Origin of the sequence: Streptomyces sp. 378 (assembly GCF_030124145.1) — a bacterium.
Lineage (GTDB): Bacteria > Actinomycetota > Actinomycetes > Streptomycetales > Streptomycetaceae > Streptomyces.
On record NZ_JASKMS010000004.1, the window covers coordinates 128314 to 146199 of the forward strand.

Below are 17886 nucleotides of genomic sequence, written 5' to 3' on the forward strand. Positions count from 1 at the left end.
CACCGTGGCCGCCAAGCCCGTGGCCCCGCGCGCCAAGCGCCTCGTCGTGCTGGTCTCCGGATCCGGCACCAACCTTCAGGCGCTGCTCGACGAGATCGCCGCTGTCGGCGCGCGGGAGTACGGGGCCGAGATCGTGGCCGTCGGCGCGGACCGCGAGGGCATCGAGGGACTGGCGCGTGCGGAGCGCGCGGGGTTGCCCACCTTCGTGTGCAAAGTCAAGGACCACGGCAGCCGCGAGGAGTGGGACGCCGCCCTCGCCGAGGCCGTCGCCGCGCATGAGCCCGATCTCGTCATCTCCGCCGGGTTCATGAAGATCGTCGGCAAGGAGTTCCTCGCGCGGTTCGGCGGGCGGTTCGTCAACACGCACCCCGCGCTGCTGCCCAGTTTCCCGGGAGCCCACGGCGTGCGGGACGCGCTCGCGTACGGCGCCAAGGTCACCGGTTGCACCGTCCACTTCGTCGACGACGGCGTCGACACCGGGCCGATCATCGCGCAGGGCGTGGTGGAGATCCGGGACGAGGACGACGAAGGCGCTCTGCACGAGCGCATCAAGGAAGTCGAGCGAAGGCTGCTCGTCGAGGTCGTGGGGCGCCTCGCCCGCAACGGCCATCGCATTGAGGGACGAAAGGTAGTTATCCAGTGACCGCCGAGAGCAACAAGCGGCCCCTTCGCCGGGCGCTCGTCAGCGTCTACGACAAGACCGGGCTCGAGGACCTCGCGCGCGGGCTCCAGGAGGCCGGGGTCGAGCTCGTCTCCACCGGCTCCACCGCCGCGAAGATCGCCGCTGCCGGCGTCCCCGTCACCAAGGTCGAGGAACTCACCGGCTTCCCCGAGTGCCTGGACGGCCGGGTCAAGACCCTGCACCCCCGGGTCCACGCCGGCATCCTCGCCGACCTGCGCCTGGAGGACCACCGGCGGCAGCTCGCCGAGCTGGGTGTCGAGCCGTTCGACCTCGTCGTCGTCAACCTCTACCCGTTCCGTGAGACCGTCGCCTCCGGCGCCTCGCCCGACGAGTGCGTCGAGCAGATCGACATCGGCGGTCCCTCGATGGTCCGCGCCGCCGCCAAGAACCACCCGTCGGTCGCGGTCGTCACCAGCCCCGCCCGGTACGCCGATGTACTCAAGGCCGTCCAGAACGGCGGCTTCGACCTCGCCACCCGCAAGCGGCTCGCCGCCGAGGCCTTCCAGCACACGGCCGCCTACGACGTCGCGGTCGCCTCCTGGTTCGCCTCCTCCTACGCCCCCGCCGACGAGTCGCGGTTCCCGGACTTCCTCGGCGCCACCTGGGAGCGCGAGCACACCCTGCGCTACGGCGAGAACCCGCACCAGCCGGCCGCGCTCTACGTCTCCCCGGAGGGCGGCGGTCTCGCCCAGGCCGAGCAGCTGCACGGCAAGGAGATGTCCTACAACAACTACACGGACACGGACGCCGCCCGCCGTGCCGCGTACGATCACGCCGAGCCCTGCGTCGCGATCATCAAGCACGCCAACCCCTGCGGCATCGCGATCGGCGCGGACGTCGCCGAGGCGCACCGCAAGGCACACGCCTGCGACCCGCTGTCGGCGTTCGGCGGCGTGATCGCGGTCAACCGCCCGGTCAGCAAGGAGATGGCCGAGCAGGTCGCGGAGATCTTCACCGAGGTCATCGTCGCGCCGGACTACGAGGACGGCGCCCTGGAGGCCCTCACCAAGAAGAAGAACATCCGCGTACTGCGTTGTCCCGACGGCCCCTCGGCCCCGGTCGAGGTCAAGCCGATCGACGGCGGCGCGCTGCTCCAGGTCACCGACCGCCTCCAGGCCGACGGCGACGACCCGGCCGACTGGACGCTGGCGACCGGCGAGGCGCTGAGCGCCGACGAGCTGGCCGAGCTGGCCTTCGCCTGGAAGGCCTGCCGCGCGGTGAAGTCCAACGCGATCCTGCTCGCCAAGGACGGCGCCTCGGTGGGCGTCGGCATGGGGCAGGTCAACCGGGTCGACTCCGCGAAGCTCGCCGTCGAGCGGGCGGGTGCCGAGCGCGCCGCGGGTGCGTACGCCGCGTCCGACGCGTTCTTCCCCTTCCCGGACGGCCTGGAGATCCTCACCGGGGCCGGAGTGAAGGCCGTGGTCCAGCCCGGCGGTTCCGTCCGCGACGAACTGGTCGTGGAGGCCGCGAAGAAGGCCAGCATCACGATGTACTTCACGGGGACGCGGCACTTCTTCCACTGACGGCGACCCCACCCGGGCGGCGCCGCGCCGGATCGACACCTACGTCGAACCGCGCAGCGCCGTCCAGGTGCCGGGTCCCACCTCGCCGTCGGCGGCGAGGCCCTTCGCCCTCTGGAACTTCTTCACCGCGGCCAGCGTGGATCCGCCGAACTGTCCGTCCACGCCCGCGTCACCGACCTTGAAGCCGCGCTGGGTGAGCATGCACTGCACCTGGAGCACGCGCTCGCCCCGGTCGCCGCGCACGGTGAGCTCGGTGCCGGAGTAGTGCGTGCACCGGGAGATCCAGGGAGGGGTGGCGGGCCCGGTCGCCGTCTTGGTGGGCGCGGTGGTCGGGGCGCCTCCGTCGCTGCTGCCGCCTGTGCCCCCGGCCGAGGCGCCGGAGGTTTCGGCGGTGGAAGGGGATCCGGCCGCGCCTGACGGTGCCCCCTCGCCGGGCGACACATCGTCCGCCCGCTTCCCCGATGCGGCTTCCTTCTCCTCCCCGCCCGCCTCCTTCCCTTCGCCCTCGGCACTGGAAGGTGATGCGGAGGAACCGGGGAGAGGGGAGATCCGAGCGTCGTCGCCGCGGGCGGTGGCGACCGCCGTCGGCGCGGCCGAGGCGGTGCCGCCGAGGGACGGACGGGTGAGGAAGAAGGTTCCTGCAACGACGGCGCCCACGGCGAGACCGGCGGTGACGGCGAGGTACACCTTCCGCTTCCGGCGCCCGGCCCCGCTCTCGGCGACGGGACTGCGTGCGGGACTCGGGGCAGAGGCCTGCGAGTCCGGCGCCGGCGCACGCGACGGGACGGCGCCGGGAGCGGCCTTCTGCCCGGTGCGGCGTTCCAGTGCGTCGCAGGCCTGCCGCCGGGCGAGTAACCGGCCGCCCAGCGGCTCGGGCCAGGCGGCGGCTCGGCGGTCCTCGGCGATCTCGGTCAGCCGCTCGGGGGTGGGGCGGCCGGCGGGGTCCTTGGAGAGGCAGGCGGACAGCAGCGCGGCCAGTTCGGCGTCCCGGGCCGCGAGTTTGGCCATGATGCCGGGCCGGGGCTCCTCGAACGCGACCCGGTGCATCACGTCGACGCCCGTCCCGTCCCCGAAGGGGGCGTTCCCGGTCGCGGCGTAGATCAGGCTTCCGGCGAGCGAGAAGACGTCGGAGGCGCTGTCGCACAGCCCTTCGCGCAGATACTCGGGCGCCATGAAGGCGGGCGTGCCGACCCGGTTGCCCGTGGAGGTGATCGCGCTGCTGTCGACGGCCTGCGCGATGCCGAAGTCGATGACGTGCGCGCCCTGCGGCGAAAGGATCACGTTGGACGGCTTGAGATCCCGGTGTACGACCCCGGCGGCGTCCAGTGCCGACAGCGCCCGCCCCAGCTCCGCCACCAGCCGCCACACCCCGGCCGGTTCGAGCGCACCGCACTCGCGGACGGCGTCGGCGAGGTTGAGGCCGGGCAGGTACCGGGTCGCCATCCACAGCAACTCGTCCTCGAACCCGCTGCCGAGCAGGGGAGGCGCGTGCGGTGTACACAGCCGGGCGTGCACGGAGGCCTCCCGCTCGAAACGCCGCCGGAACCGGGGGTCCTCGGCGTACTCGGGGCGGATCACCTTGACGGCGACGAGACCAGGGGCGTCGGCGGCGGCCCGGGCGAGGTAGACGCGGCCCATGCCGCCGCAGCCGAGTAACCCGAGGGGCGTGTAGGGGCCGATCTGTCCCGGGTCCCTGGCCCGTAACGGACTCGCGCCCGCCTGTTCCAGCGCCGTGCTTCCGGGCGCCGGCGAGTACGGCGGCATCGGCCGTCGGTCTGACATGGGCCCCCCGAAGAGCTGCGGTCTCACAACGAACGCTCGTGTCACGCCAGTTGGGCGGAAAGGCTACCGCCCCCGGGGTGGGAGCGGCGAGAAGCCCGGCGCACCGGCCCGCCACCGTCGCCGAACCTTTGGCCCGACCGGAAACCCGGCGCACCGGCCCGCCACCGCAACCGACCTGCGGTCCCACCGGAAACCCGGTGGGTGCTGTACAAGGTGCTCTCCCCCGTGCCTGACCGGCCACCACCGTCGGACCAGGGCGACGCACCAGGGCCGTGCCCCCCTCGTACGGGTGGGACACGGCCCTTGGGTGTCAATGGCGTGAACGGGTCCGGTCGGCCGGGCCCGTTCAGTAGCGGGGGCGGTTGAACCAGGCCTTGCCGGCCGCGTTGCCGACGAAGACGGCCACCAGGATGGCGAGGATCGTGTGCACCAGGCCCACGATGACGAACGGGTAGATGCCGAGGACCGCCGTGATGATGGCGAAGACCAGGATGGTGACCCGGGCGCCGTTGCCGCCGTTCTTGAACTTCGTCGCCAGGACGGCCGCGAACACCAGCCAGGCCAGGCCGAACACGACGTAGCCCCAGATCAAGCCGGTCGAGTCGCCGACCAGGTCCTGGAAGGCGGTGTTGTCCTTGAGGGACTCGTCGTCCTTCGCGGCGTTGAGCGCGATGGCGGAGAAGGCGAAGACGGCCACGCCGAGGACCTGCAGACCGACGATGACCCACATCATCACGCGGGCCGCGCTCACCGAGCCGGGCATCGTGGTCGGCGCGGCGGGGCCGCCGTAGGGGGAGACCGGAGGCGCCTGCGGGTAGCCGTAACCGGGAGCCTGCTGGCCCTGGTCCTGCGGGTAGCCGTAGCCCGGCTGCTGCGGCTGCTGCCCCTGGGGAGCGCCGTAGGGGTTGTTGGGGTCGCCGTAGCTCATGGGGGCTTTCCTCCGTTGGTCCGAGTGCGGGGACGACGCGTGACATCCGCACGGAGGAAAATCTTCAGTATTGCGACCGTCCCCCCGTTGAGCTGCCCGCGGCACTTGTCAGGTCATCGTTCTTCACCATTGACCGGCTTGTCCAGCCGCATTCCCGATGTGTTGTGCAAGTGCAACATCGCTGATCTTGGACGGATACGGGGGCACGGGTCCCGCGGTGCCCGGATCGCGGTCGGATTGGAACCGCGGCGGGGTCATCCGCGAGGATGGGGTCATGACCGCCCAGATTCTCGATGGCAAGGCCACCGCAGCCGCGATCAAGTCCGACCTGACCGCCCGCGTGGCGGCGCTGAAGGAGAAGGGCGTCACGCCCGGCCTCGGCACGATCCTGGTCGGGGACGACCCCGGCAGCCAGAAGTACGTCGCCGGCAAGCACCGCGACTGCGCGCAGGTGGGCATCGCCTCCATCCAGCGCGAACTGCCCGCCACGGCGACCCAGGAGGAGATCGAGGGGGTCGTCCGCGAGCTGAACGAGGACCCGGCCTGCACCGGGTACATCGTGCAACTGCCGCTGCCCAGAGGCATCGACGAGAACCGCATCCTCGAACTGATGGACCCGGACAAGGACGCGGACGGCCTGCACCCGATGAACCTCGGGCGCCTCGTCCTCAACGAGCCCGCCCCGCTGCCCTGCACCCCGAACGGCGTGCTGACGCTGCTGCGCCGCTACGGCGTGGAGATCAAGGGCGCCGAGGTCGTGGTCGTCGGACGCGGTGTGACCATCGGCCGGCCGATGCCGCTGCTGCTCACCCGCCGCAGCGAGAACGCGACGGTGACCCAGTGCCACACCGGCACGCGTGATCTGTCGGCGCACCTCAAGCGCGCCGACGTCATCGTGGCCGCCGCCGGTTCCGCCCATCTGATCCGCGCCGAGGACGTGAAGCCCGGCGCGGCCGTCCTCGACGTCGGCGTCTCCCGCAGCGCCGAGGGACAGATCGTGGGCGACGTCCACCCCGATGTCGCCGAGGTCGCCGGCTGGATCTCGCCGAACCCCGGCGGAGTCGGCCCGATGACCCGCGCCCAGCTGCTCGTGAACGTGGTCGAGGCGGCGGAGCGCAGTGTCGGCTGAGCACCGCGCCCCGAGCGAGCGCGAGACGCCGAGCGGGCAGGACGCCCCGGGCGGCGAGGAGCCGACGGAGGACCTCACCGTCCGTGACCCGATCAGCGCGCCCGACGCCCAGGGGCGGCCGCGGCGGGTCACCCGGCGCTTTCCGCTGTTCACCAAGGACACCGCGCGGCCCGAGGGCGGTGGCCGGGCCGCGTCCGGGGACGCGCCCGCGCCGGCGCGGCAGTGGCCCGTGCTCGCCGTGCTGGGGCTGGCCGGGCTCGGGCTGCTGGTGACCGCGTTCGGCCAGTTCCGGTTCGGGACGCTGCTGATCGGCGTCGCTCTGCTGGGCGGGGGCGCGATGCGCTGGCTGCTGCCGGACGTCGGCATGCTCGCCGTCCGCTCCCGCTTCACGGACATCGTCACCTGTGTCCTGCTGGGCACCGTGATCGTCCTGCTGGCGCTGATGGCGCAGCCGAAGCCGCTGCTGCAGATCCCGTTCCTGAAGGACACCCTGCACTTCACGGTCACCAACGAGTGACGAGACGGTGGCCCGTCCCCTCCCCCGAGGAGGGACGGGCCGCCGTCACGCCCCACCCTCCAGCACGGCGAACGGCCTGTTCAACGGCTGTCAGTGCGCTGTGGCACGGAAGTGACGGTTCCGCTACGTCCCGCATCCGATTCGGCATGAAGTGGTGCAAGCACGGGGTTGGCGTGGACAATCGGGACGGTCCAGGGTGTATCGCGCGCGGTCACCACGCTTCTGTGCGCCCCCTGTCAGGGAACTGAGATCCTGAGTGGGCGCATCCCTGTGGGTATCCAGAACGGGGACTCGGCCAAGGCCGCCACGCGCGGGGCGAACAGCGCGAGAAATATCAGCACGTTTCGGGGGGAAGAGGGGGAGCAATGCCTCGTTGGAAGGCCTTGCCGGATGAGCTCGATCCACAGATCAGGGAGTTCACCAGCCAGCTGCGCAGGCTCGTGGACCGCAGCGGTCTGAGCATCGCGTCGGTGGCGGACCGCACGGGTTACAGCAAGACGTCCTGGGAGCGTTACCTGAACGGCCGGCTGCTCGCGCCGAAGGGCGCGATCGTGGCCCTGGCCGAGGTCACCGGCACCAATCCGGTGCACCTGAGCACCATGTGGGAGCTCGCCGAGCGTGCCTGGAGCCGCTCGGAGATGCGGCACGACATGACGATGGAGGCCATACGGATCTCCCAGGCGCGCGCCGCGCTCGGCGAGTTCGGCGGGCAGGACTTCACCGACCCCTCGGCCGGTGGCAGGACGTCCTCCTCGGGCGAGGGCAGAGCGGCCTCCGCGGGCGGCGCCAAGCCCGTCCGCCGCGGTGGCACCACCGTCACGCCGGGCATCGCGGGACCGGCCGGTGTGGCGCCGTCCGTGCCGCCGCAGCCGACGGCCCCCGAGGTCCAGGACTCCACCGGCTCGGGTGTGCGGGAGGAGAGCCGGAGCGCCGCGCCCGAGGTCAACTCGTGGGGGATGGCCGGGTACCAGGGCCCGTCGCCGACGGGCGGGCGCTCCGCCGGTCCCGGCACCGGCACGGGCCCGGGGCCCGTCGCCCCCGTCGGGTCGTCCGGCGGCCCTGGCCGGACCGCGGGCGTCGGGACGGGCTCGTACGGCGAACCGCAGGACGCCGTCCCGGCCCGGGTCGGCGGCGCCTCCGGTGGTTCCGGCGGGACGCATCCCGCCGCCTCCGCCCCCGCGGGCAAGAAGCGGACCGCGACTTTTCTCGCCGGTGCCGTGGGCGTGCTGGTGGTGATCGTCGGCGCGTTCTACCTCGTCGGCGGCGGTGGGGAAGGCGAGAACCAGGGCGGTGGCACGTCGCCCTCGCCGACCGTCAGCGCCGACCCGAAGCTGCCGCCCGGTGTGAAGTGCAGCGGCGACGGCTGCACCGGCAAGGACGCGGAGGCCATGGGATGCAGCGGTGATCTGGTGACCACCGCGCAGACGGCGACCGTCGGCGCGGCCACGGTCGAGGTCCGCTACAGCGAGACCTGCAAGACGGCCTGGGGACGCATCATCCAGGGGGCACAGGGCGACGAGGTGCAGATCAGCGCGGGCAAGGCGAAGCAGTCCGGCGGCATCACCGCGGCCGGGGACACCATCGCGTACACCCCGATGGTGGCGGTGAAGAGCGCCGCCGACGCCAAGGCCTGCGCGACGCTGGCGGCCGGGCAGAAGGGCTGCACCGAGTAGGCGCGAAGGGCTGCACCGACGTAGGCGCGTGGAGCGCGGCCCGCCCCGCCCCGGCCCGGCGAGGAATCCCGGTCGGGGTGGAATGCCCACCGGAATCGGGGGCACGCGGACCGTACCCCCACGGGAGTCCGGCCTGGTCGGTATCCCCCAGGCGGCCGTCTTCGTCCTCCTCTCCCGGACGGGCGGCCGCCTCTCGCATGACACGGGGAGGGGTTGTGGGCCGGGCCACACCGACCCGGACGTCCGGGATCCCGGATGCGCGATAGCCTGACCGCTGGATCGATCTCTTGACGCCAAGAGATCGATCAAACGTCCGGGGCAGGGAGCCCGCCCCACCGCCAGCTGTCATACGGAGAACGCCATGACCCGCACTCCCGTGAACGTCACCGTCACCGGCGCGGCCGGCCAGATCGGTTACGCCCTGCTCTTCCGCATCGCCTCCGGTCAGCTGCTCGGCGCGGACGTGCCGGTGAAGCTGCGCCTGCTGGAGATCACGCCCGCCCTGAAGGCGGCCGAGGGCACGGCCATGGAGCTGGACGACTGCGCGTTCCCGCTCCTCCAGGGCATCGAGATCACCGACGACCCGAACGTCGCCTTCGACGGCGCCAACGTGGGCCTGCTCGTCGGCGCCCGCCCCCGCACCAAGGGCATGGAGCGCGGCGACCTGCTGGAGGCCAACGGCGGCATCTTCAAGCCGCAGGGCAAGGCCATCAACGACCACGCCGCGGACGACATCAAGGTCCTGGTCGTCGGCAACCCGGCCAACACCAACGCCCTGATCGCCCAGGCCGCGGCGCCGGACGTCCCCGCCGAGCGGTTCACCGCCATGACCCGCCTGGACCACAACCGCGCGCTGACCCAGCTCGCGAAGAAGACGGGTTCGACGGTCGCCGACATCAAGCGCCTGACCATCTGGGGCAACCACTCCGCCACCCAGTACCCCGACATCTTCCACGCCACGGTCGCCGGCAAGAACGCCGCCGAGGTCGTCAACGACGAGAAGTGGCTGGCCGAGGACTTCATCCCGACCGTCGCCAAGCGCGGCGCCGCCATCATCGAGGCCCGTGGCGCCTCGTCGGCCGCGTCCGCCGCCAACGCCGCGATCGACCACGTCCACAGCTGGGTCAACGGCACCGCCGACGGCGACTGGGTCTCCATGGGCATCCCGTCGGACGGCTCCTACGGCGTCCCGGAGGGCCTGATCTCCTCCTTCCCGGTCACCACCAAGGACGGCGCGTACGAGATCGTCCAGGGCCTGGAGATCAACGAGTTCTCCCGCGCCCGGATCGACGCCTCCGTCAAGGAGCTCGAGGAGGAGCGCGAGGCGGTCCGCGGCCTCGGCCTCATCTGACCGGAGTCTCTCCGCGTTCGTGCGCAGGCCCCGCACCGGTGGTTCCGGTGCGGGGCCTGCGGGCTTTCCCGAGCCCCGCCGGGTCCCGCCGTGTCCTGCGAGAACCGCCGCCGTGGCGGCCAGGACCGCCAGGCGGACGGTGCGCGGGGCCGGTGCGCAGTGACCCACAGGAGGTGCACGCCGCCGGGGGCGCTCGCGGACCACACTCAGCACTTGTGTTGTTTGGGAGGATTTGTCCGCATCTCCCGTGACACAGCGCACTTTCGGCCATCGGTGCGCATGCATCCAGGGGAGTCGGGCAGGCGATCCCGGTCTCTTAGTGACACGGATGTGACACAAGGGCGCTGATCAGGAACGGAAGGCGAACAGCGATCATGGCGGTAAGTACCGAACTCCAGGCACGTCAAACCATCCACGCGGGAGGAAAGTGGCGCGCGGCCGTCTCCGGCGCCACACGCGAGATCCTCGACCCCGCGGACGCCCTGCCCTTCGCCGTGGTCGCGGAGGGCGACGAGAAGGACACCGACCTGGCGATCGCCGCCGCCCGGCGCGCCTTCGACGAGGGGCCCTGGCCGCACACGCCGGCCACCGAGCGGGCCGCACTGCTCAGGCGCGTCGCCGACCTCCTCGTGCGGGACCGCGAGAAGCTGGGCCGGCTGGAGGCCCGCGACGCGGGCAAGACCGTCGAGGAGGGGCGCGTCGACATCGACTGTGTCGCCGACGCCTTCCGCTACTTCGCCGACCTGGTCGCCGGCGAGGCCCCCGGCCGGGTCGTGGACGCGGGCTCGACCGACATCCACAGCGTCGTCGTGCACGAGCCCATCGGCGTCTGCGGGATGATCACGCCCTGGAACTACCCGCTGCTCCAGGCCAGCTGGAAGATCGCCCCCGCCCTCGCCGCCGGCAACACCTTCGTCATCAAGCCGAGCGAGATCACGCCGATGACGACGATCGCGGTCATCGACCTGCTCGTCGAGGCCGGGCTCCCCGACGGCGTCGCCAACATCGTCACCGGCCCGGGTCACTCCGTCGGCGCACGCCTGTCCGAGCACCCGGACGTCGACCTGGTCTCCTTCACCGGCGGCACGGTCAGCGGCATCAAGGTCGCCCAGGCCGCCGCCCCGACCGTCAAGAAGGTCGCCCTCGAACTCGGCGGCAAGAACCCCAACGTCGTCTTCGCCGACGCCTGCGCCACCGAGGAGGGCTTCGACACCGCCGTCGACCAGGCCCTCAACGCCGCCTTCATCCACAGCGGCCAGGTCTGCTCGGCAGGTGCCCGCCTCATCGTCGAGGAGTCCGTCCGGGACCGCTTCGTCACCGAACTGGCCCGGCGCGCCGAGAAGATCCGCCTGGGCCGCGGCACCGAGGACGGTGTCGAGTGCGGCCCGCTCGTCTCGGAGCAGCAGCGCGCCAAGGTCGAGATGTACGTCGAGTCCGCCCTCAAGGAGGGCGCGGTGCTGCGTTCCGGCGGCAAGCGCCCCGAGCCGTCCCCGCAGCGTCCGGAGAACGGCTACTTCTACGAGCCGACCGTCCTCGACCACTGCCACCGCGAGATGCGCGTCGTGCGGGAGGAGGTCTTCGGGCCGGTCGTCACCGTCGAGACCTTCCGGACCGAGGACGAGGCCGTCGCCCTCGCCAACGACACCGAGTACGGGCTGGCGGGCGGCGTCTGGACCTCCGACGCGGGCCGCGCCCGCCGCGTGGCCGGGCGGCTGCGCCACGGCACGATCTGGATCAACGACTTCCACCCCTACCTGCCGCAGGCGGAGTGGGGCGGTTTCGGCAAGAGCGGTGTGGGCCGCGAACTCGGCCCGGCCGGACTCGCCGAATACCGGGAGACCAAGCACGTCTACCAGAACCTCGCTCCCCAGCCGGTGCGCTGGTTCGCGGGCTGAGACCGTCCCCCCGCCGGGCCGCCGACGCCCCATCCCGGGTTCACCCCCACATCCCGGGCCGACGTCCCCGAGCCCGTTCACTTCACCCCCACTGGAGCAAGCACGCCATGTCCCACACCCGCCATGAGTACGACTATGTCGTGATAGGCGGCGGAACCGCAGGTTCTGTGATCGCCTCCCGCCTGACCGAGAACCCGGACGTCACCGTCGCTGTCATCGAGGGCGGCCCCAGTGACGTCGGCCGTGACGACGTACTGACCCTGCGCCGCTGGATGGGCCTGCTCGGCGGCGAGCTCGACTACGACTACCCCACCACCGAACAGCCACGCGGAAACTCGCATATCCGGCACAGTCGGGCGCGTGTCCTGGGCGGCTGCTCCTCCCACAACACCCTGATCGCCTTCAAGCCGCTGCCCGCCGACTGGGACGAGTGGGAGACCGCCGGCGCCAAGGGCTGGGGCGCGGTGCAGATGGAGGCGTACTTCGCCCGGCTCCTCAACAACATCGTGCCGGTCGACGAGAAGGACCGGAACGCCATCGCCCGCGACTTCGTCGACGCCGCCCAGGAGGCGCTGGGCGTGCCGCGCGTCGAGGGCTTCAACCGGAAGCCGTTCACCGAGGGCGTCGGCTTCTTCGACCTCGCCTACCACCCCGAGAACAACAAGCGGTCCTCGGCGTCGGTCGCGTACCTCCACCCGGTGATGGACGAGCGGCCCAACCTGACGATCCTGCTGGAGACCTGGGCGTACAAGCTTCAGCTCGACGGCGACCGCGCCGAGGGCGTGCACGTGCGCACCGCGGACGGCGAGGAGATCCTCGTCAAGGCGCGGCGCGAGGTCCTGCTGTGCGCCGGCGCCGTCGACTCGCCCCGGCTGCTGATGCACTCCGGCATCGGCCCCAAGGCCGACCTGGAGAAGCTCGGCATCCCCGTCACGCACGACCTGCCCGGTGTCGGCGAGAACCTGCTCGACCACCCCGAGTCGGTCATCGTCTGGGAGACGAACGGCCCCATCCCGGAGAACTCCGCGATGGACTCCGACGCGGGCCTGTTCGTGCGCCGCGACCCCGAACTGGCGCACCCCGACCTGATGTTCCACTTCTACCAGATCCCCTTCACGGACAACCCGGAGCGACTGGGCTACCGGCGGCCGGAGTTCGGCGTCTCCATGACCCCGAACATCCCCAAGCCGAAGAGCCGCGGCCGGCTGTACCTGACCAGCGCCGACCCCGAGGTCAAGCCCGCGCTGGACTTCCGCTACTTCACCGACGAGGACGACTACGACGGCAAGACCCTCGTCGACGGCATCAGGATCGCCCGCGAGATAGCCAGGACCGAGCCCCTGGCCGGCTGGCTCAAGCGCGAGGTGGCCCCCGGCCCGGACGTCACCGGTGACGAGGAGCTCGGCGAGTACGCCCGCAAGGTCGCGCACACCGTCTACCACCCCGCCGGAACCTGCAAGATGGGCGACGCCGACGACCGGCTCGCGGTCGTCGACCCGGAGCTGCGCATCCGCGGCCTGGAGGGCATCCGCATCGCCGACGCCTCCGTGTTCCCCACCATGACCACCGTCAACCCGATGATCGGCGTGCTCATGGTCGGGGAGAAGGCCGCCGAGCTGATCGGCGGTGGTTCCCGATGACCGCGACCCTCGAACCCCCCACGGAGCAGACCATGGACACCGCCCCCGTCTTCTCGGTGGAGGGCCTGTGGAAGGTGTTCGGCCCCAAGGCCGAGCGCGTTCCCGCCGACCCCGAGCTCACCGCCCTCGACCCCGCCGAGCTGCGCTCCCGCACCGGCTGCACGGCCGCCGTCCGCGACGTCGGCTTCGACGTGCGCAAGGGCGAGGTCTTCGTCGTCATGGGCCTGTCCGGCTCCGGCAAGTCCACCCTGGTGCGCTGCCTGACCCGGCTGATCGAGCCCACGGCCGGCACCATCGCCATCGACGGCGAGGACGTCCGCGCCATGGATCGCTCCCGGCTGCGCGAACTGCGCCGCCACCGCGCCGCGATGGTCTTCCAGCACTTCGGCCTGCTGCCGCACCGCACGGTCCTCGACAACGTCGCCTACGGCCTGGAGATCCAGGGCATGGGCAAGGCCGAGCGGCGCGAGCGGGCCGCCGAGGTCGTCGCCAAGGTCGGCCTGGAGGGCATGGAGCACCGCCGCCCCGGCCAGCTCTCCGGCGGTCAGCAGCAGCGTGTCGGTCTGGCCCGCGCGCTCGCCGTCGACCCCGAAGTCCTGCTCTTCGACGAGCCGTTCAGCGCGCTCGACCCGATGATCCGGCGCGACATGCAGGAGGAGGTCGTCCGGCTGCACCACGAGGAGGGCCGCACGATGGTCTTCATCACGCACGACCTCCAGGAGGCACTCAAGCTGGGCGACCGCATCGCCCTGATGCGCGGCGGCCGGATCGTCCAGCTCGGGACCCCCGAGGAGATCGTGGGCGCGCCCGCCGACGACTACGTCCGCGAGTTCGTCCGGGACGTCCCGCGCGAACAGGTCCTCACCGTCCGTACGGCCATGCGCCGGCCCTCGGCGGACCAGGACGGCAGCGGACCGGCCGTGCCCCCCGACGCGACGGTGTCCGAGGCGATCGAGGCGGTCGCCCGCGCCGGCGCTCCGGCCCGGGTCGTGGACAAGGGCCGGTGCGTGGGCGTGGTCGACTCCGACACGCTCCTCGGCATCGTCGCCGGGACGGAGCGGCCCGCTCCGCCCGGGCCGCGGCAGCCCAGGGAGGCGGTGTGATGGCGACCATCACCGCGTCCCCCACGCGTATCGGCCTGCCCGCCCTCCTCAAGCACCACGCCGTCCGCAAGCTGCTGCTGCTCGGCCTCGCCGCCGCGATCCTCGTGCCGCTGGCCAACGCCCGCTGGGCGAGCGGCGCCTGGCCCGGCGCGCTGACCGTCGACTTCTCCGAGCCGCTCGCCAGGACCAGCGACTGGATCATCGACAACCGCGACAGCCACCCGCTGTTCCTGTACTTCTTCGGCCACGTCAGCAACGTCGTCGTCATCGCCGTACGGGCCGTCTACCTCACCCTCCTGGCCGTCGGCTGGGCCGGTGTCACCGCCCTGGGCGCCCTGGTCGCCTGGCGTGTGGCGGGCGTGAAGCTGGCCCTCGGCACGGCCGTCGGATTCCTCGCCTGTGGGCTGCTCGGCATGTGGGTGCCGACCATGCAGACGCTCGCCCTCATGGTCGTCGCGGTCCTCGCGTCGGTCGTGGTGGGCGCGCTGCTCGGGCTCGCCGCAGGACTGTCCGACCGGATGGACCGCGTGCTGCGCCCGGTCCTGGACACCATGCAGGTGCTGCCCGCCTTCGCCTACCTGCTGCCCGTCGTGCTGATCTTCGGCATCGGCGTCCCGGCGGCCGTCCTGGCCACCGTCATCTACGCCGCGCCCCCCATGGCCCGCCTGACCTCGCTCGGTCTGCGCGGTGCCGACAAGGAGGTGCTGGAGGCCGTGGAGTCGCTCGGTTCCACCGCACGCCAGCGCCTGCTGACGGCCCGCATCCCGCTGGCCCGCAAGGAACTCCTCCTCGGCCTCAACCAGACGATCATGATGGCGCTGTCCATGGCCGTCATCGCGGCCGTCATCGGCGCGGGTGGTCTCGGTGACCGCGTCTACCAGGCCCTGGCCTCGGTCGACGTCGGTGCCGCGCTCGCCGCCGGTATCCCGATCGTGCTGCTGGCCGTCGTCCTCGACCGCGTCACCGGCGCGGCGGGGGAGCGGCTCGGCGCCGAACCGGAGCCCCACAGGGGTCGCGGCTGGCTCATCGCGCTCGCCGGCGTCGTCGCCGTGGCGGTCGCCGGGCGGCTCGCCGGCCGCCTCGACTGGCCCGACACCTGGGTCGTCGGCATCGCCGAGCCCGTCAACCGCGCCGTCGACTGGATGACCGCGCACCTGTACTCGGGCGTCCCCGTCATCGGCGGCACCGCCGACTGGGCGGGCCACTTCACCACCTGGGTCCTCGACCCGATGCGCGACAGCCTCCAGGCGCTGCCCTGGTGGGGGGTCCTGCTGATCGTCGCCGCACTGGCCTGGGTCATCGGTACTTGGCGCACCGCGCTCACCGCCGTCCTCGCCATGGCCGCGATCGGCGTCCTCGGCGTCTGGAAGCCCTCCCTCGACACCCTCTCGCAGGTCCTGGCGGCCGTCGCCGTCACCCTCGTCGTCGGGTTCGCCGTCGGTATCGCCGCGGCCCGCAGCGACCGTCTGGAGCGAGCCCTGCGCCCGGTCCTCGACGTGTTCCAGACGATGCCGCAGTTCGTGTACCTGATCCCGGTCGTCGCCCTGTTCGGCGTCGGCCGCGCCCCGGCCGTCGCGGCCGCGATCGTCTACGCGCTGCCGGCCGTCGTCCGCATCACCACCCAGGGCCTGCGCCAGGTCGATCCGGCCGCGCTGGAGGCGTCCGGCTCGCTCGGCGCGACCAGCTGGCAGCAGTTGAGGCAGGTCCAGCTCCCGCTGGCCCGCCGGGCCCTGCTGCTCGCCGTCAACCAGGGCCTCGTCCTGGTCCTCGCCGTCGTCGTCATCGGCGGCCTGGTCGGCGGTGGCGCCCTCGGCTACGACGTCGTCTTCGGCCTCGCCCAGGGCGACCTGGCGACCGGTCTGGTGGCCGGCGTGGCGATCGTCTGCCTCGGCCTGATGCTCGACCGGGTGACCCAGCCCACCGAACGCCGCGCGCAGAAGGGAGCCTGACATGCGCGTCCGTATCACTGCCGCGCTCGCCGCGGTGAGCTCCCTGGCGTTGCTCACCGGCTGCGGTGCCGCCGACATGACCAAGCAGGCCTCGCCCTTCGCCAACGCGCAGGGCGCGAAGACCGTCACCCTGTCCGTGCAGTCCTGGGTGGGCGCCCAGTCGAACGTGGCCGTCGCCCAGTACATCCTGGAGCACGAGCTGGGCTACCGCGTCGACACCGTCCAGGTCGACGAGGTGCCCGCCTGGGACGCCCTCAGCCAGGGCCGCGTCGACGCGCTCCTGGAGGACTGGGGCCATCCCGAGCAGGAGCAGCGCTACGTCAAGGACAAGAAGACGATCGTGCGCGGCGGCGGACTCGGCGTCACCGGCCACATCGGCTGGTTCGTCCCGACGTACCTCGCCGAGCAGCACCCCGACATCACCCACTGGAAGAACCTCAACAAGTACGCCGAGCTGTTCCGCACTCCCGAAAGCGGCAGCAAGGGCCAGCTGATGGACGGTTCGCCGTCCTACGTCACCAACGACAAGGCGCTGGTGAAGAACCTGAAGCTGGACTACAAGGTGGTGTTCGCCGGGTCCGAGGCGGCGCAGATCACGCAGATCCGGCAGTTCGCCAAGGAGAAGAAGCCCTTCCTCACCTACTGGTACTCGCCGCAGTGGCTCTTCAAGAAGGTCCCGATGACCGAGGTGAAGCTGCCGGAGTACAAGGAGGGCTGCGACGCCGACCCGGACAAGGTCGCCTGCGCCTACCCGCACACCCCGCTGCAGAAGTACCTCAACGCGGACTTCGCGGAGAACGGCGGCAAGGCGGCGGCCTTCCTGAAGAAGTTCAAGTGGACGACCGAGGACCAGAACGAGGTCTCCCTGATGATCGCCGACAAGAAGATGACGCCGGAGGACGCGGCGAAGAAGTGGGTGGACAGCCACCCCTCCACGTGGAAGAAGTGGCTGTCCTGACGTTCACCGGCTCAGTCGGTCGGCGATCTCCCGCAGGGCCCGGGTGGCCCGCCGCTGGAGTCCCGGCCCGAAGGTGATCCGGGTGGCCCCTTTCGCCCCGAGTTCGGCGGGCGAGGGGCCACCCTCCGCCGGGGCCCCGACGTTGATCGGCCCCTGGATCCCGGCCCGCAGCAGCGGCAGCACCTCCGGCGGGGCGCCGATCGGGTACACGCAGTCGGCCCCCGCGGCCACGTACAACGCGGCCCGCTCGATGGCCTGTCCGGGATCGTCGACCCCGCGGGCGAAGGTGTCGACGCGCGCGTTGACGAACAGCCGGTCCCCGGCCGCCTCCCGCACCTCGGCCAGCCAACCGGCGTGCGCGCGGGGGTCCTTGAGCACCCCGTCCGCGGAATCCTCCAGGTTGCAGCCGACCGCCCCCACCTCCAGCAGCCGCTCCACCAGCTCCTTCGGCGCGAGCCCGTATCCGCCCTCCACGTCCGCCGACACGGGCACGTCGACGGCCCGGGCGATCCGGGCGACCGCCGCGAACATCTCGTCGGCCGGGACCTGCCCGTCCTCGTAACCGAGGGAGGCGGCGACCCCGGCGCTGGGCGTGGCGAGCGCCGGGAACCCGGCCTCGGCGAACACCCGCGCACTGGCCGCGTCCCAGGGCCCGGGCAGCACCAGCGGATCCCCCGGCACCCGGTGGTGGTGCAGGGCGCGGAACGTCTCGACCTTGCTCACGGCGTGCATCCCCCTGGCGGAATCCGGCGACCG

14 protein-coding genes are annotated in these 17886 nt (G+C 72.0%); 11 read left to right on the top strand and 3 right to left on the bottom strand.

Annotation, left to right across the window (positions count from 1 at the left end; all coding sequences use genetic code 11):
- The first annotated feature begins 4 nt into the window (after positions 1–4).
- Both purN and purH read left to right on the top strand, forming a co-directional pair.
- Entirely contained in the window at positions 5–643 is a 639-nt protein-coding gene (purN, locus tag QNO09_RS07565) for a phosphoribosylglycinamide formyltransferase (RefSeq protein ID WP_283969282.1), read from the top strand.
- Positions 640–2205: a bifunctional phosphoribosylaminoimidazolecarboxamide formyltransferase/IMP cyclohydrolase gene (gene purH / locus QNO09_RS07570; RefSeq protein ID WP_283969283.1), complete on the top strand. Its 1566-nt coding sequence runs from the start codon at positions 640–642 to the stop codon at positions 2203–2205. Before purN ends, purH begins: the two co-directional genes overlap by 4 nt.
- 39 nt (positions 2206–2244) lie before the next feature.
- Here purH and QNO09_RS07575 read toward each other — a convergent pair whose 3' ends face one another.
- Together QNO09_RS07575 and QNO09_RS07580 are read right to left on the bottom strand one after the other, a co-directional pair.
- Positions 2245–3987, bottom strand: coding sequence for a protein kinase domain-containing protein (locus QNO09_RS07575; RefSeq protein ID WP_283969284.1), 1743 nt, complete (start codon positions 3985–3987; stop codon positions 2245–2247).
- 346 nt (positions 3988–4333) lie between these two features.
- Positions 4334–4915, bottom strand: a complete 582-nt coding sequence (locus QNO09_RS07580) for a hypothetical protein (protein ID WP_283969285.1) — start codon at positions 4913–4915, stop codon at positions 4334–4336.
- A 274-nt stretch (positions 4916–5189) separates the two neighbouring features.
- Here QNO09_RS07580 and QNO09_RS07585 point away from each other — a divergent pair, with 274 nt between their 5' ends.
- From QNO09_RS07585 to QNO09_RS07625, 9 genes are all read left to right on the top strand, one after another.
- The gene (locus QNO09_RS07585) at positions 5190–6044 is read left to right on the top strand and encodes a bifunctional methylenetetrahydrofolate dehydrogenase/methenyltetrahydrofolate cyclohydrolase (RefSeq protein ID WP_283969286.1); all 855 of its coding nucleotides are present in this window, start codon (positions 5190–5192) and stop codon (positions 6042–6044) included.
- A gap of 91 nt (positions 6045–6135) precedes the next feature.
- Positions 6136–6561: a DUF3017 domain-containing protein gene (locus tag QNO09_RS07590; protein WP_283969503.1), complete on the top strand. Its 426-nt coding sequence runs from the start codon at positions 6136–6138 to the stop codon at positions 6559–6561.
- A 365-nt stretch (positions 6562–6926) separates the two neighbouring features.
- Entirely contained in the window at positions 6927–8234 is a 1308-nt protein-coding gene (locus tag QNO09_RS07595; protein ID WP_283969287.1) for a helix-turn-helix domain-containing protein, read from the top strand.
- A gap of 361 nt (positions 8235–8595) precedes the next feature.
- A complete protein-coding gene (locus tag QNO09_RS07600) occupies positions 8596–9585 on the top strand; it encodes a malate dehydrogenase (protein ID WP_283969288.1) in 990 nt (329 codons plus the stop codon).
- A gap of 374 nt (positions 9586–9959) precedes the next feature.
- Positions 9960–11480 carry an aldehyde dehydrogenase family protein gene (locus QNO09_RS07605; RefSeq protein ID WP_283969289.1) on the top strand — a complete coding sequence of 507 codons (1521 nt, stop codon included), beginning with the start codon at positions 9960–9962 and terminating at the stop codon, positions 11478–11480.
- Between the two features lie 107 nt (positions 11481–11587).
- Positions 11588–13120 carry a GMC family oxidoreductase gene (locus QNO09_RS07610; protein ID WP_283969290.1) on the top strand — a complete coding sequence of 511 codons (1533 nt, stop codon included), beginning with the start codon at positions 11588–11590 and terminating at the stop codon, positions 13118–13120.
- Positions 13117–14223, top strand: a complete 1107-nt coding sequence (locus QNO09_RS07615) for a quaternary amine ABC transporter ATP-binding protein (protein ID WP_283969291.1) — start codon at positions 13117–13119, stop codon at positions 14221–14223. The genes QNO09_RS07610 and QNO09_RS07615 overlap by 4 nt, the downstream gene beginning before the upstream one ends.
- On the top strand, positions 14223–16172 hold the full coding sequence (locus tag QNO09_RS07620; protein ID WP_283969292.1) for an ABC transporter permease: 1950 nt from the start codon (positions 14223–14225) through the stop codon (positions 16170–16172). The genes QNO09_RS07615 and QNO09_RS07620 overlap by 1 nt, the downstream gene beginning before the upstream one ends.
- Before the next feature lies 1 nt (position 16173).
- The gene (locus tag QNO09_RS07625) at positions 16174–17130 is read left to right on the top strand and encodes an ABC transporter substrate-binding protein (protein WP_283969293.1); all 957 of its coding nucleotides are present in this window, start codon (positions 16174–16176) and stop codon (positions 17128–17130) included.
- A 3-nt stretch (positions 17131–17133) separates the two neighbouring features.
- Here QNO09_RS07625 and QNO09_RS07630 read toward each other — a convergent pair whose 3' ends face one another.
- Positions 17134–17862 carry an isocitrate lyase/PEP mutase family protein gene (locus QNO09_RS07630; RefSeq protein WP_502962259.1) on the bottom strand — a complete coding sequence of 243 codons (729 nt, stop codon included), beginning with the start codon at positions 17860–17862 and terminating at the stop codon, positions 17134–17136.
- Between the last annotated feature and the right edge of the window lie 24 nt (positions 17863–17886).